This is a genomic window from Glaciimonas sp. GG7 (genome assembly GCF_052976905.1).
The window spans coordinates 17,076-31,670 of sequence record NZ_JBRIIQ010000025.1; the positions used below are offsets into that span (position 1 = coordinate 17,076).

15 protein-coding genes are annotated in these 14,595 nt (G+C 52.4%); 6 read left to right on the forward strand and 9 right to left on the reverse strand.

What is annotated here, in order from left to right; translation table 11 throughout:
- Positions 1-136: 136 nt before the first annotated feature.
- Entirely contained in the window at positions 137-610 is a 474-nt protein-coding gene (locus ACVBEF_RS08360; protein ID WP_447123481.1) for an SRPBCC family protein, read from the forward strand.
- A 45-nt stretch (positions 611-655) separates the two neighbouring features.
- Complete coding sequence (locus ACVBEF_RS08365; protein ID WP_447123482.1) at positions 656-940, forward strand: chorismate mutase; 285 nt, start codon at positions 656-658, stop codon at positions 938-940.
- Here the strand turns inward: ACVBEF_RS08365 and ACVBEF_RS08370 are convergent, their stop codons facing one another.
- The 3 genes from ACVBEF_RS08370 to ACVBEF_RS08380 all read right to left on the reverse strand — a co-directional run bounded on the left by ACVBEF_RS08370 (position 941) and on the right by ACVBEF_RS08380 (position 3,438).
- Positions 941-1,447, reverse strand: coding sequence for a hypothetical protein (locus tag ACVBEF_RS08370; RefSeq protein WP_447123483.1), 507 nt, complete (start codon positions 1,445-1,447; stop codon positions 941-943). It abuts the gene before it with no gap.
- Positions 1,438-2,595 carry an MGDG synthase family glycosyltransferase gene (locus ACVBEF_RS08375; RefSeq protein WP_447123507.1) on the reverse strand — a complete coding sequence of 386 codons (1,158 nt, stop codon included), beginning with the start codon at positions 2,593-2,595 and terminating at the stop codon, positions 1,438-1,440. Before ACVBEF_RS08375 ends, ACVBEF_RS08370 begins: the two co-directional genes overlap by 10 nt.
- 246 nt (positions 2,596-2,841) lie before the next feature.
- Positions 2,842-3,438 (reverse strand): nitroreductase family protein, encoded by a 597-nt coding sequence (locus tag ACVBEF_RS08380; RefSeq protein WP_447123484.1) that lies wholly within the window; start codon positions 3,436-3,438, stop codon positions 2,842-2,844.
- Positions 3,439-3,710: 272 nt separating this feature from the next.
- On the opposite strand from ACVBEF_RS08380, the gene argS reads away from it, so the two are divergent.
- The 4 genes from argS to ACVBEF_RS08400 all read left to right on the forward strand — a co-directional run bounded on the left by argS (position 3,711) and on the right by ACVBEF_RS08400 (position 7,916).
- Positions 3,711-5,489 carry an arginine--tRNA ligase gene (gene argS / locus ACVBEF_RS08385; RefSeq protein ID WP_447123485.1) on the forward strand — a complete coding sequence of 593 codons (1,779 nt, stop codon included), beginning with the start codon at positions 3,711-3,713 and terminating at the stop codon, positions 5,487-5,489.
- A gap of 63 nt (positions 5,490-5,552) precedes the next feature.
- Entirely contained in the window at positions 5,553-6,233 is a 681-nt protein-coding gene (locus tag ACVBEF_RS08390; RefSeq protein ID WP_447123486.1) for an SPOR domain-containing protein, read from the forward strand.
- 91 nt (positions 6,234-6,324) lie between these two features.
- Entirely contained in the window at positions 6,325-7,041 is a 717-nt protein-coding gene (locus ACVBEF_RS08395; RefSeq protein WP_447123487.1) for a thiol:disulfide interchange protein DsbA/DsbL, read from the forward strand.
- A gap of 95 nt (positions 7,042-7,136) precedes the next feature.
- The gene (locus tag ACVBEF_RS08400) at positions 7,137-7,916 is read left to right on the forward strand and encodes an SDR family oxidoreductase (protein WP_447123488.1); all 780 of its coding nucleotides are present in this window, start codon (positions 7,137-7,139) and stop codon (positions 7,914-7,916) included.
- Between the two features lie 56 nt (positions 7,917-7,972).
- Here the strand turns inward: ACVBEF_RS08400 and ACVBEF_RS08405 are convergent, their stop codons facing one another.
- The 6 genes from ACVBEF_RS08405 to ACVBEF_RS08430 all read right to left on the reverse strand — a co-directional run bounded on the left by ACVBEF_RS08405 (position 7,973) and on the right by ACVBEF_RS08430 (position 14,549).
- Positions 7,973-9,370, reverse strand: coding sequence for an amino acid permease (locus ACVBEF_RS08405; protein WP_447123489.1), 1,398 nt, complete (start codon positions 9,368-9,370; stop codon positions 7,973-7,975).
- Between the two features lie 397 nt (positions 9,371-9,767).
- A complete protein-coding gene (locus ACVBEF_RS08410) occupies positions 9,768-11,084 on the reverse strand; it encodes an MvaI/BcnI family restriction endonuclease (protein ID WP_447123490.1) in 1,317 nt (438 codons plus the stop codon).
- Positions 11,062-11,541 carry a very short patch repair endonuclease gene (locus ACVBEF_RS08415; RefSeq protein ID WP_447123491.1) on the reverse strand — a complete coding sequence of 160 codons (480 nt, stop codon included), beginning with the start codon at positions 11,539-11,541 and terminating at the stop codon, positions 11,062-11,064. Before ACVBEF_RS08415 ends, ACVBEF_RS08410 begins: the two co-directional genes overlap by 23 nt.
- 3 nt (positions 11,542-11,544) lie before the next feature.
- Positions 11,545-12,909, reverse strand: a complete 1,365-nt coding sequence (gene dcm, locus ACVBEF_RS08420; protein ID WP_447123508.1) for a DNA (cytosine-5-)-methyltransferase — start codon at positions 12,907-12,909, stop codon at positions 11,545-11,547.
- A gap of 219 nt (positions 12,910-13,128) precedes the next feature.
- Positions 13,129-13,449, reverse strand: coding sequence for an antibiotic biosynthesis monooxygenase family protein (locus ACVBEF_RS08425; protein ID WP_447123492.1), 321 nt, complete (start codon positions 13,447-13,449; stop codon positions 13,129-13,131).
- A 35-nt stretch (positions 13,450-13,484) separates the two neighbouring features.
- Positions 13,485-14,549 (reverse strand): MBL fold metallo-hydrolase, encoded by a 1,065-nt coding sequence (locus ACVBEF_RS08430; RefSeq protein ID WP_447123493.1) that lies wholly within the window; start codon positions 14,547-14,549, stop codon positions 13,485-13,487.
- Between the last annotated feature and the right edge of the window lie 46 nt (positions 14,550-14,595).

A 14,595-nucleotide genomic window follows, 5' to 3' on the forward strand; every position in this document is an offset into this window, starting at 1 on the left:
CAGATATGAGCAAAGCGGGTCATTTTAACAGTCTGGTAGTGATGCAACCGAGTGGGCACCAACTGATCGCACCTGTGTTGTATCCGTGTTCTATGGGAGAATTCGTGCATCGCCTCAGCACTGTAAAGAGTTTTATATGAAATTTACCCATTTGATCGAAATCAACGATCCCCTCAATCCGTTAATCGATCTGTTAACTATCGAGCAACTATGGCGCGGACTAGTCTTGCGCGCTGAGCAGACGATGTTGTTTGTTGCGCATCTCGACGAATGTCGGATTGTGGAAAAATCTGTGGATTCGGTGACCCGTGAATTACGCTACGGCAAACTGGTGATACGCGACGTTGTGCATTATTTGCCGCAATTGCAGGTGCGTTATCAAGTACCGGCGCAGGCCGATATCGCCGGATCAAGCCTGACCATGACCATCGAGCAGCCGCAACCGGATGCCTTATATGTCCGATTTTCCTACGCCGATGAAGCGCCCGAGGCCGAGCCTGACAGTGACGAAGAGATGTACAACGAATTCCGTCGTTCCGCCTATTTAGCGTCTGATATCGACACGATACGCGTCATTCGTGAATTAGCCGACGCCGGCAAGCTGGATTGATTTTCAGCGGATGACTGTTTTATTCATCAAACCATGAAAGTAGCCATGTCCAAAACGAAGACACATCCACAGTTATTAGAATTGCGCGCCCAAATCGATCTCGTAGATGCACAGTTGGTCAGCCTGCTCGGCCAGCGTTTCGGCTTGACCGCACAGGTCGGTATTTTGAAAAAAGAAACTGGCCTCGAGGCCAGAGATGCGGATCGAGAGCGCTTGCAAATCGAAAAGGTGCGCAAGCTGGCGACCGATTCCGGGGTGGACCCGGATTTTGTAGAAAATCTGTTTCAGTCGTTGCTCAAGACGGTTGTGCAGAATCACCGCGAGGTCTAGCTACTGTGGCACTTTTGTGGCGGAGGTCTGACCACGGATTTGACGCTCCGCCAGCCACAACAACACCAATGCCAGCGCCGAAAATATCCAATAATCCACCGGCACTGGCCCCAGCCAATGTTTATGCCAAGGCACATTGATGGGATTGAAGCGCCCCAGACCAAAGGCCGGATTGATCAAAAACCATAGCCAGTCTTCCTCGATCCAAAACACCATCACCGAGGCCATAATGCGCGCTTCGTCACGCCAGTTCCAGCGACCGTTAAACAGAATCGGATAATGAAACACCAGCGCAATAAACGGGAACACCCACGCGTGATAGCCGGTCATGGCGCGGCCGCCCCAAAAAATATCGAGTAACCAATGATGCTCGATGCGCCAGGTCGGCAAATTGGCGGCCCAGCCAGCGTCGCCTTCGATCTGGATTTCTACATTGGCGAAAAAATACGCCAGAAGCACGGTCCACAACAGCATGCCGATCAAACGGCGGAATGGCGTCAATTGCATAGTAAGAAATTTTCGGAGAGTGTTGATGTAGGCGGATTCGGTGCGATGACACGGTGGGACGAGGCATCCAGATGCGCCAAGACAATTTTCAAGACCGCGCGCCCCGCATACGCCCGCCCAAGCGCCTGGCTGCGTGCACGCAATTGTGCCAGCAAATCTGGACGTTGTAACAATGTTTGCAGACGATAACTGAGCGCAGTCAGATCAACGGCCTTGAGCGCCGCGCCTTGCTCGAGCAAATAATCGGCATTGCGTTCTTCTTGCCCGGGAATCGGCGAATGGATAATCATGGGCACGCCCATGGCCAGACATTCAGAAGCTGTCAGGCCACCGGGTTTGGTAATGACCAGATCAGCGCAGGCCATTAATTGCGCAACCTGATCAGAAAACCCCAACGCCTTCAGACGATGCGCAGAGTTGGCCGCCACATGCTGAAGCTTCTCAAGCAGCGCCAGATTCTTGCCCGCCAGCGCGACCAGCTGAAAATCCCCCGCGATCTCGAGCAGACTTTGCGCCGTTTTATCGAGCCCACCGATGCCAGCGCCGCCGGACATAAGCAAAATAATCGGCCGCTGCGGATCAAGCCCGAACGTTGCCGCGCAATGCGCCCGGCGCAGTGTTTGCGCAAAAGCCGGCATGACCGGAATGCCCGTTACGTGGGCGCAAGCAGGGGCGACCCCTTTAGCGCGCATCCTGAAAGCAATCTCTTCGCTGGCTGCAAAGTAACCTTGCATCTGCGGCTGCAACCACATGCTGTGCAGATCGAAGTCGGTGACTTGTACCCAGACCGGGCAGGACAGGTTTTGCTGAGGATATTGATGCACCGATCGCCCCAGCATTTCGGCCGGTAAAAAATGCGTGCAAATGATCGCGTCCGGCGCATAAGCCCCAATGGCCACGCGTAACTTGCGCGTGCTCAGACGCTCCATGGCCCGCCGCAACTTTTGCATCGTAGCGTCAGGGTCCGCGTTGTCGCTTTTTTGATAAACGTAGCCCCAGAGCGCCGGATGACGATTCACCAGATGCAGATAAAAATCAGTATAAATCGCCCGGAAACCGGCAGAAACGTAGTCCATCGCATCCCAATGCACGACCTCGGTACCCGGAAATTCTGCTGCGTAAGCCTTTAACGCCTCGGCGGCGCGCATGTGACCAGCACCGGCAGAGACGCTTAATAACAGTATTTTGCGTGGTTTGGTGGCGTACTTGATGCTATCTATGGCTAACTCCGGGCTATTGGTTTGATGGGTGGACTTCATTTAACCTTTGAGCTTACCTACGGTATATGTCAGGAATATGAAAAGTGCTCACTCCTTAATGCAAAAAGACCACTACCGTTTCCGATAGTGGTCTTTTTATTTGGCTTGGTGGAGGCCTATCCACCGACCTTTGCATCAGGCCTTAAATGTCCCCTCAGACACCAGCGCGCTCAACGGCAAGCGCGGACTTGGGACTTCTTTTTCTTGCAATCCCGCTGGCAGCATCGCTTTATCGCCGATTTTGCCGATAGCCGTGACCATTTCGATGGCGAAATTGTCTGGGATTGCTAATTCAACGCGGGTTTTTTCTTTGTCGAAACCGGCCATGCCGTGTGCATGCCAGCCTGATGTACTGGCTTGTAGCGCCAGATAGCCCCAAGCCGATCCGGCATCGAACGAATGCGTCGGCGCGGGTTTTTCTTCGGTACTACCCGGGGCGGCAAATGTGGTTTTGGACAAGACGACGACTAAAGCGGAGGCATTTTCGGCCCAGCTACGGTTAAAGTCGTTGAGCAAACCTAGCAATGTCGTCCAGTGCGGTGTGCGACGACGGGCGAAGACGAAGCGCCACGGTTGCGAATTGTAGGACGACGGCGCCCAGCGTGCCGCTTCCAGAATGCTTAGCAAGGCCGGTTCGGTGATCTCTTCATTGGTAAATGCACGTGGCGACCAACGGCTGATAAATTGCGGATCAATAGGATGGTCGGCGAGACGGGGATTGGCTACGGACATGGATACTCCTGATTGGGGTGAGTGTTGGGACAATTCGTGGCAGCGCTGGCAATTTGCATAACGCCCGACCGCGCAGCATCTTAGCAGCAGTTTTTAATCTCTGTATTCGCTTATTCTGTATTGTTGAACGTGGCAATCGCGCATACGCAGAGGAGAGTATCGGGCGCTAAGCCGGTATAATCGACCGCCTTAGGTGCTGAGTTAATTGCGGTTAATTCACAACAATCCCCACTATTTCGGACGGCTAGCCGTCCCCATTGGACGGACATTTCATGCTTGCGCAACAAAAACATCAGATCATTGCCCTTTTCGACGCGGCGTTGCAGCCCATTATTGCCGGAACCGACCTGCAACCGACCGTCACTCTTGAGCGTCCACGCGACCCGGCGCATGGCGATATCGCTTGCAACATCGCTATGCAACTGGCTAAAGCGCTCAAGAAAAATCCGCGTGAACTCGCGCAAGCGCTGGTCGCGGCAGTATTGGCCAACAGCGCCGAGGGCAATCTGATCGCTTCGGCTGACATTGCCGGCCCCGGTTTCATCAACTTACGTCTGACCCCCGCAGCCAAGCAAGAAGTAGTCACAACGGTCTTGCAACAAGGCGCTGAGTTCGGCAAAAGCACGATCGGCGCGGGTAAAAAAGTGCTGGTCGAGTTTGTCTCTGCCAATCCAACCGGGCCGTTGCACGTCGGTCATGGCCGTCAGGGTGCGCTCGGCGACGCCATGTCGTCGCTGTTTCAGACCCAGGGTTATGCGGTCACGCGGGAGTTTTATTACAACGATGCCGGGGTGCAGATTGCGACGCTGGCGAACTCCGTTCAGGCACGCCTTAAAGGACTTAAACCGGGCGACACGGTATGGCCGGAGTCGGCTTACAACGGCGATTACATCGTCGAAATTGCGCAAGATTTCTTAGCCCAAAAAACGGTTGAAGCCAGCGATGGCGAACCGGTTACCGCCAGCGGCGATCTGGATGATATTGAGTCCATCCGCAAGTTTGCGGTCACTTACTTACGCCGTGAGCAAGATCTGGACCTGCAGGCCTTTGGTGTCAAGTTCGATAACTACTACCTCGAATCGTCGTTGTACAAAGACGGCAAGGTCAATCATGCGGTCGAAACATTGATCGCGGCAGGCAAAACCTATGAACTAGACGGCGCACTCTGGTTGCGCACGACCGAGTACGGCGACGACAAAGACCGCGTGATGAAAAAGTCCGACGGTACCTACACTTATTTTGTCCCCGATGTCGCCTATCACATCGTCAAATGGCAGCGCGGTTTTGGCAAAGTCATCAACGTCCAGGGTAGCGATCACCACGGCACCATCGCCCGCGTGCGCGCTGGATTGCAAGCGGTCGGGGTTGGCATTCCGCAGGGCTATCCCGATTACGTGCTGCACAAAATGGTGACAGTGATGAAGAACGGCGAGGAAGTGAAAATTTCCAAGCGTGCCGGGTCTTACGTCACCGTGCGTGATCTGATCGAATGGTCGGCAGGCGACGCCGTGGATGAAAATGGCGTGCGCGATTTAACCCGTGGTCGCGATGCGGTGCGTTTCTTCCTGATTTCACGCAAGGCCGATACCGAATTTGTGTTCGATGTCGATCTGGCGCTGGCCCAATCGGACGAAAATCCGGTGTACTACGTCCAGATGGCGCATGCACGGATTTGCTCGGTCATGGCGCAATGGGACGGCGATGAGGCTACTCTGAGCACGGTTGATCTGAGTCTGCTGACCGCCCCGCGCGAGGCCTCGTTGATGGCAAAACTGGCAGCGTATCCAGACATGCTCGAGCACGCGCTGGAAGAGCTGGGCCCGCATCAGGTTGCCTTCTATCTGCGTGACCTCGCCGGTGAACTGCATAGTTATTACAATGCTGAACGCGTGCTAGTAGACGACGTTGCCCTCAAGTTAGCGCGTCTGGCGTTGATGATGGCAACGCGACAAGTATTGCGTAATGGCTTGGCCTTGATCGGTGTTTCAGCCCCCAACCGGATGCGACGGGACCCGATTGACATCGAAGCGAAGACTGACACGGAGGCGTAATTTACGCACTCAAGTCAGCATCAAACCGACTGTACCGAATGTAATCGAAGGGAATTGGGAACTATGAGCAAAATAGTCAAACGCAAAAAAAAGCAAGCAGGCGGCACGTTACTTGGCTTGATTCTTGGTCTTATTGTGGGTCTGGCAATTGCCGTGGTGGTTGCCGTCATGATCACAAAAACGCCGACGCCGTTCACCAATAAGGCCGCAAAGGGCGAAAAAGCACCGGACGTGATCACCACGCCGGAGCAACTGTCGGACCCGAATAAGCCGCTGTATGGCAAACAGAGTGCGGTCGTCCCGCTGGTTGCTCCATCGACCTCCGCGCCTGTGCCAGAACACCCAGCCACTCCGGTTGCGCCTGAAAAAACGCCTGATCTGATCGGTCAGAAGATCGAAGAGAAGCTGCACGAAACCAAAGCACCGATCATTGATAAATCTACCTCGGATAAAGCCAAAAAAGCTACCGCTGATACCGTCAATGCCAAGACTGACAGCGCCGACGATAAATGGATTTACTATCTCCAAGTTGGTGCCTTCCGTGAACAGGCCGAGGCTGAAAACGCCCGTGCCAAGTTAGCCTTGCAAGGATTCGAGGCCCGCATCAGCGAGCGCCCTTCCGATAATGGTTCGTTGTATCGCGTACGCATCGGTGCATTTAATAGTCTTGAAACAATGAACCGCATGCGTACAAAGTTGTCAGATAGCGGCATCAATACCGCTATCGTCCGTTCCGCAAAATAAGCTGAAAAGACGAACTTTGCATTAATCTTGTAGGGGCAATCCAGGCAAACCAGGGATTGCCCATTTTATTTAACTCGAATAAGGAAATTTCATGCATTTTTTGCAACGTACAATGGCAGTCATCGGTCTCAGCTTAAGCCTCGGTCTGGTTGCTGCATCGGCGGGAGCATCTCCTGCCAACCCGGTGGCTGGCACTGACTATAAAGTTCTGGAGACACCGCAAGCCACGGACTCCGGCAAAAAAGTCGAAGTCACCGAATTCTTCTGGTACAGCTGCCCGCATTGCAGTGCGCTTGAGCCGACGCTCGAAGCCTGGGTCGCTAAGCAAGGCAACAAAATCGATTTCAAACGCGTACCGATTTCTTTTGACCCACGCTTCTTGCCGCAGCAAAAGCTGTACTACACCTTAGAAGCAATGGACCAGGTGCCAGGGATACACAAAAAAGTATTTGAAGCCATCCACGCTCAGCGTCAGCGCTTAGACACCGACGCGACGATTGTGGATTTTGCGGTCAAGCAAGGCCTCGATAAAGCCAAATTCACCGACGTCTATAACTCTTTCAGTGTCCAAACCAAGGCCACGCGTGCAACGCAATTGCAAAATGCCTACAAGATCGACGGCGTACCGATGATTGCGATTGATGGTCGCTTCATGACTGCACCGTCAATTGTCGGCACCACAATGAAAAATGCTACCGAGCCAGAGCTCTTTGCGGCGACACTCCAAGTGGTTGATGCGCTAGTTGCCAAAGCTGCGGCCGAAAAAGGCAAGACTCCGGCACCGCCAGCGCAAGCCTTGAAAAAATAAAGCAGGATGGGCAATCAGTTGTCCGAGCTTTGGAATGTTTTTGTAATAGTCCGCGCCTCCCAACTGGAGGGCGGACTTTTTTTATTGGGATGAACATGCAACGTATCTTCATTACCGGTGCCTCTAGCGGCATCGGGGCTGCGCTGGCCCAACAATACGCCATGCAAGGCGCAGCGTTGGGGCTGGTGGGCCGCGATCATGCGGCATTGCAAATATTGCTGGCGCGCTTGCCGCACCCTGAGCGTCATCGCTTATATGTACTCGACGTCAATGATCACGCCGCCTTACGCACCGCCGCCGCCGACTTTATCGCGGCAGGCAATGGCATCGATATCGTGATTGCCAGTGCTGGTATTTCACACGGAACCCTGACCGAATTTGCCGAAGATCAGGAAGTCTTTGCCCAAGTATTTGCCACCAACATGCTCGCCACCGTAGCCACCTTCAGCCCCTTCATCGCCACGATGAAGCAGCAGGCACAAGCCGGTCAGCGCGATTGTCGATTAGTTGGCGTCGGCAGCGTGGCCGGTATACGTGGCTTGCCCGGAGCGGGCGCTTACAGCGGCTCGAAAGCAGCCGTCATCAGTTATTGCGAATCGCTGCGGGTTGAATTGCGCGCCAGCGGGATTGCGGTGGTGACCCTGGTGCCCGGCTATATCGATACGCCGATGACCCGGATCAACCAATACCGCATGCCATTTTTGCTGCCCGCAGCTGCTTTTGCCGCCAGAGCGAGTAAGGCCATCCAACGTGGCAGCAGCTATCAGGTCATTCCCTGGCAGATGGGCATCGTGGCGAAAGTATTACGGATGTTACCGAATTGGCTGTATGATTTAGTGTTCGCCAAAGCGCCGCATAAAGCGCGTAAGGGATAACAAAAAATGGGGTTCGATACCAACATATCGAACCCCATTTTTTCAGTACTAAAAGGTTACTTAGGATGCAACAAAGAACGTTTGCGCGCATAACCAAAATACACGGCAATCCCAATCAAAAGCCAGCAAGCAAAAGCGATCCACGTCGTTTTTTGAAGATGTAGCATCAAAAATAGACAAAAAGCGATCGCCGCCAGCGGCACGTACGGCAGCCCGGGACAACGGAACGGACGCGGCAAATCAGGCCGGGTTGTGCGCATGACCAGCACGGCGACCGAAATCAAACAGAATGCCGAAAGCGTGCCAATGTTGACCAACTCTGCCAGCACGTCAAGCGGCACTAACGCAGCGATGACGGCGAAGGTGCATCCAGATATCCAGGTCGCCATGAACGGCGTGGCAAAACGCGGATGCACGCTGGAGAGTTTTTTCGGCAGCAAACCATCACGCGACATCGCAAAAATAATCCGGGTCTGGCCGTAAGACATCACCAGAATCACCGTCGTCATCCCGAGAATCGCACCCATATCGATAAAACCGGCGACCCAGTTTTGCCCTGCATATTTCAACGCCAGCGACACCGGACTATCGACGCCGAGAAATTTTTCGTAAGGCACGATGCCAGTCATGATGCCGGTCACCACCACATACAGCAACGAGCAGATACCCAGCGAAGCGATGATCCCGATCGGCAAATCACGCTCAGGCCGTTTGACTTCCTCAGCCGCCGACGCCACCGCATCAAAACCAATAAAGGCAAAAAACACCACGGCGGCGGCACTAAAGACGCCTTCAAAGCCAAACGGTAAAAACGGTTGCCAGTTGGCTGGCTCGACATACCCGACGCCGACGACGATAAACAGCAACACCACTCCGATTTTGAGAAACACCAAGAGGTTATTGACGCGTGCCGACTCTCGGATCCCAATCGATAGCAAAGCCGTGATCACCATCAGGATAAGAAACGCCGGCAAGTTGAACCAGGTCGTTACGCCCGGCAAAGCCCCGGGTGCAGCGCTCAGTACCGCCGGAATATGCACGCCGAAACCTTCCAGCAGCGATTTGAAATAACCCGACCAGCCAACCGCCACCGTGGAGGCCGCCAAACCGTATTCCAGCAGCAAATCCCAACCAATCATCCACGCCACAAACTCGCCCATAGTGGCGTAGCTATACGTATAAATAGAGCCCGACACCGGTACCGCCGAGGCCAACTCGGCATAGCACAGCGCAGCGAAGCCACAAGCCACCGCCGCCAGCAAGAACGATAGTGTCAAACCCGGACCGGCCATCGTAGCTCCCGTCCCGGTCAAGACGAAAATCCCCGTACCGACAATCGCGCCTATCCCCAGTAAGGTCAGATCGAGCGCCCCGAGAGAGCGCTTTAAGCCACTTGTATTTCGATGACTATCAAGAATCATCTGATCAAGGTTTTTGGTACGAAACAAACTCATGCAACTTCTCCTGTAAAGATAAAACGGTGCCTCAATTACCGGATAAATGTGAGATCGGTTCTTGGGTGGCGGGATAGTGTGGGTAGATTCTTAAGTGAGCGCCAGAGGCTGCAATATGCGATCGCAGTCCGGACCTGACGGTCTTTGATGGGGTAATAGATTGGGAAGGCATGATATCGATGCGCGCCAGATGGCCGGATCGGGAGGGGAGTTCGGTGCAGTGCATGGGCAAGGCGGCAATTAAGACGTTACCTCATCTTAATTTTGCAAAAAATTAAAGCGGGTTAGTCAGAAAAAGCCTGATTAAGTTTCCGTTTGGAAATTTTTATGGCGCCAATGGTGATGTGAGCTTGATATAGAGTACTTTTTTGTCAGCCTGAACTCTTCGAACCAGCTATCAGCAGATTTCAACTGGTTGAAATGCCAAGTACAGCCGATGCAGCTCTTTTACATTCATGCGAAATTGACTTCGCGCTTTTGTCTGTGATTTTGGGCCACTTGCATTTACCAGCTTAGATGCCGGGTCATAAATAATGTTGCCCGATGCCAGCGCACTTAAAAACAAAGAAAAATCTGTTCCCTCGCCCATGTGAATCGGACTGTCATATTTATATTCAGGTGGTATTGTTAAAGACTTGGTATAGGGGATGTACGCAGCAGCGGCATGTTTGCGTGCCCATTGCTCAATTAGCCCACCGAACGTCCATTGAGCAGAAATTTCTCCATCTGGCGCGATAAGGTGAATTCCTCCGCTAACGTCGGTTACCTTCCGGGTCTCGTCGTTATAGCCGATTAAAGTCAGGGTATGACCGGAAGTCGTTGATGGGATGCCCGCTTTGTGGGAACCAGTGAAATAGATAACGTCTTCTGGAAGCTGTCTGCCATATTTGCGAAGAAATGCCTCAACACCGTGCTCTCCATAAAACCCTGCATCCGGTTCCGGGGTCATGAGAGTGATGCGGGACCCGCTATATGCCTTCAGTTCCCATCCCATGTAGTCAGGAGCAGATCTTCCGTTCGGAATGATGCCGAATAAGGCCTCTAACGTGTAGCCACCAGCATTGCTTGCCACGTAGGGTTGTAGGACGCCAAATTTATTGAGGCGCTGTGAAGGATGCCATCCGGTTGTGTGAATCTGACGCAGCATCGCCAGTAACAGATCGCGTGGATTGGGTGTGGCGTGACGAATTATTTCCTGGAGTGTTCCTGCGGATGGTAACGGCGGCGGCAGATTTTTCGCCTCAATTTCTGTCGCGACAGGAGTGCCAGCCGCAGCCAGATAAGTGTAAATTTCTTTGTCAGTAACGCCAAAGAACATGACCCGACCATCGTGACCATTATTAAACTGTCGAGATTCTTTTTGTATTGGCTGAAGTAAATGGGATGGTGCGTTCGCACATCCACGCAGGAAGCCTGATAGCCGTACTTCGGGATAGTCGGGATAAAGAATAAGCTGAGTACCCGGTGCCTGGGCAACCTTACCTTCGCCATCTAGCCAGAAGAGGGGAACGCTTGCTTTGAAGTTTGGACGTTTTCCGCCGGGTTCGGTGCGGATATCTCCAAATACCAGCAGTTTGAGGACGTCGAAGCTTTTGCCCAGATAAATTTGCTGTTTGGTGTTGTCGTTCTCTGCGAGCAATTTGCAATAAATATGCTTTGCTCCAAGGTGCTCCATACAGTCAAGCAAAGCATCAAGCGTCTGAAATTCCTTCAATTTCCGTCCCCTTAAATTCAATCGTATGCATCCGGGGATCTGCGAGCCATACACTTAACTGGTCCACCAACAAGTTGATGGAAAGCTTATACCGGCCCTTCAGTGCACATTCCCAGACGATCGCTATGCGCCAACCCTTAGCGCTCAGATTTTCGCGGGAAATTATATCTCTTTTGCGATTACTTTCAATTTTGATAAGCCAGAACTTTGTTCTTGTCTGAGGGATTTTAAACAGGTGACAATCATGGCCGTGCCAGAAACATCCATGCACAAAAATTAAGGCTTTGTATTTTTTCAGGACAATATCGGGAGTGCCGGGTAACGTTTTAACGTTGAGCCGGTAACGAAACCCTCGTGCGTGTAGTGCTTTACGAATGAGAAGTTCGGGTTGCGTATCCCGGTCCCGGACTGCCCGCATATTCTTCGACCGGACGAGCGGAGAATGTACGTCAGTCAAAAGTTATGCCGCCTTGGCAAGGTTCTGCGCGGCGCGCTTTTTTGCTTCGAGAATTGTTGGTTTCATCAGTTTTGCGACCGCTGCAAAGACAGGGACAACGACTGAGTTACCAAATTGCTTATAGGCTTGCGTATCTGAAACGGGAATCCGAAAATTTTTCTCTGTGGGTCCGTCATAACCCATCAGGCGCGCGCATTCGCGCGGTGTCAGGCGTCGTGGCCGGTTCTTTTCATTGGTCTTATTTGACAGTGGTTTGTCAGGGTCAAAACCACGGTCGATCAGTATTTCAGACCCATCCTTGTAATAGCGTGCCGAAAGCGTCCGGGTGGTGTCCTCACCCTTGACTAGTCCGTAACCAAAACCATTACCTTTTGCTTTATGTTTGATGGAGTAATTAAACAGGTACTCCCAGAGCTTGGGCGTAAGTATGTATTTGTCGTCGACTTTTTCTTCAAGGATGTCGCGCAGTACAGGTTTGCGCTTCGGAAACTGTTTCGCCAGATCGCGCAATGTGAATCCGTCATGCACCCCCAGATCTTTGCGGAAGCCGACCAATACGATGCGCTCACGATGTTGGGGAACGAATTTTTTTCCATCAACAATTTTAGGGTCTTCGCTACCGACGTGATTGTTGTCAGATATCCAGTATCCCAACTCTTCCAGCGTCTCGGTGATGACTTTAAAGGTCCGGCCTTTATCGTGGCTTTTAAGATTTTTAACGTTCTCAAGCACAAAGGCGACAGGTCGTTTAACAGCAATAATCCGTGCAACGTCAAAAAACAGCGTTCCCTGAGTTTTACACTCGAAGCCATGTGCAACACCCAGCGAGTTCTTTTTAGAGACGCCGGCAATTGAGAACGGCTGGCACGGGAAGCCTGCAAGCAGCACATCATGTCGCGGCACAGTTTCATCGATATGTCTGTAAGCGGCCTGCTCAGAAATATCTTCCTGGTCGCTCAGCGTGATTTTTCGGATATCGTCATTAAAAATGTGGTGTGCCGGATCGGAGTAATAGTTGGCCTTGTAAGTCTGGACGGCGTACTTATTCCATTCACTTGTTAATACACAGCGACCGCCTGCCTCTTCAAAACCGCGACGGATTCCGCCAATTCCGGCAAAAAGATCAATGAAATCGAATTCATACTTAGTCTTACCTGAAGGGGGCTGGGGGAGAAGCCGTTGTAGTTCGATGAATTCGCTATGGCTGAGACTGGGAGATGCTTTGCCATTTAACCATCTGTTGATGGTTTCCCTGCACCAGTCTTTGGGAGATACGGCATTCAGATATGCGGCAACATATTTCTGATCGTAGATTTCGAGAACTTGTTTTAAAAGGGAAAGTTCTTCGTCTCGGGGAGTCATGGTCATCATTTTTATTTAGGTAATATTGAGTGACATAATATCACTCATTTGACCCAGATATTGAGACATATTATGAGGTCGTCAGAGTGCGTGTAGGGGAGGGGAATGGCGTCATTAATGTGTGTGTGAAAAGTTAAATATACTGTATTTATGAACAGTATTAAAGGGTTTTTAGCACTATCGATATCGTGGTGTTTTATGGCGTTTTGAATCGGCGTACGTAGATCAATCCACCTCAAACCCATACGCACGCTCAACTTTTGCAATCCGGGTGGTATAGGCGCTGTACCAATCACTACGTCCACTTTCCTGCGCCATCAAATGCTCAGCATTGGTTTTCCAGGCGCGGATGGCTTCCAGCGATGTCCAGTAGGAGACGGTAACGCCAACCGTTTCGCGGGCCGACTCAAGCCCCAGAAAGCCCGGTTGCTGCCGGGCCAACTCCACCATGCGATCCGACATGGCGTCGTAGCCGTGATCGCCCTCCGTCCTGATGGAGGTAAAAATAACGGCGTAATACGGTGGCGTTGGTGTGGTTGCGATCATTGACGTTCCTAAAAAAATGCAAAGTTTATTCAGCCTCAACGCGTCTGAAATCGATAAATCCCATCCGCATCCAGCCGTCGCGTGAGCACGCCGTCAAACCATAATTTATGCAAATGCGCCAACGCCTCGCCGAGTGCAAATGTCATTTGATGCGCATCCAGCGGACGTGGAAACATGATCGGCACGATATCGCTGGCCGACTGTGGCGCAGCGCATGCCTCCACCACCTCGGCCAACCGGTCATGATGATGCGCATCAAGCTGATCGATGCGCGTGTGCAAGCCGCGAAAAGGCTTGCCGTGTGACGGTAGCACCAGCGTATCGGCAGGTAAGTCACGGTATTTTTTGAGCGAATCCAGATATTGTTGCACCGGATTGGACTCCGGTTCAATGGCAAATACCGAGACATTGGTCGAAATCCGCGGCAACACCATATCGCCCGAAATGAGCACATTCAAATCAGCGCAATATAGCGCCACATGCTCCGGTGCGTGACCAAAGCCGGTGATCACCTGCCATGCGTGCGCGCCGATCCGAAATCGTTGCTGATCGTGCAAGCGGCGATAGGCGTGCGGAACGCTAGGCACCAGGCTCGGATAATACGATTTGCGTTGCGATACTTTGGCAATCACTTCCGGGTCACGCATCCCGTGCATTTCAAAATGCGGCAACATCGCGCTACCATCGCTACCCGGCAACGCCGCCGACATCATTCGCGCTGAAAAATATTCGCCGGTGCTCATCCACAGCGGTGCCTGCCAGCGCTGACAAATCCAGTCGGCCAGCCCGACATGATCAGGGTGGCAATGCGTGACCAACACACGCAACACCGGCAAGCCCTGTAATTGCGTGGCAAAAATATTCTCCCAGGCGGCCCGCGTTGCATCGTTGCAAATCCCGCAATCGATGATGGTCCAGCCTTTTTGCACACCGTTTTCGGTTTCGATACTGTCTTCCAGCAGCCATAAATTGATATGGTTGAGCGCAAACGGCAGCCCCATGCGCAGCCAACGGATACCGGGCGCGACGTCAAAGGTCTGGCCGATCTCCGGCAAAAAATCGGCAAATGCATAGTCAAGCTGGGCTTCTAGGGGATTCATTCAGACGTCCTTTATTGATGAAGGGTTAATAGACGTAGAGTGCCAC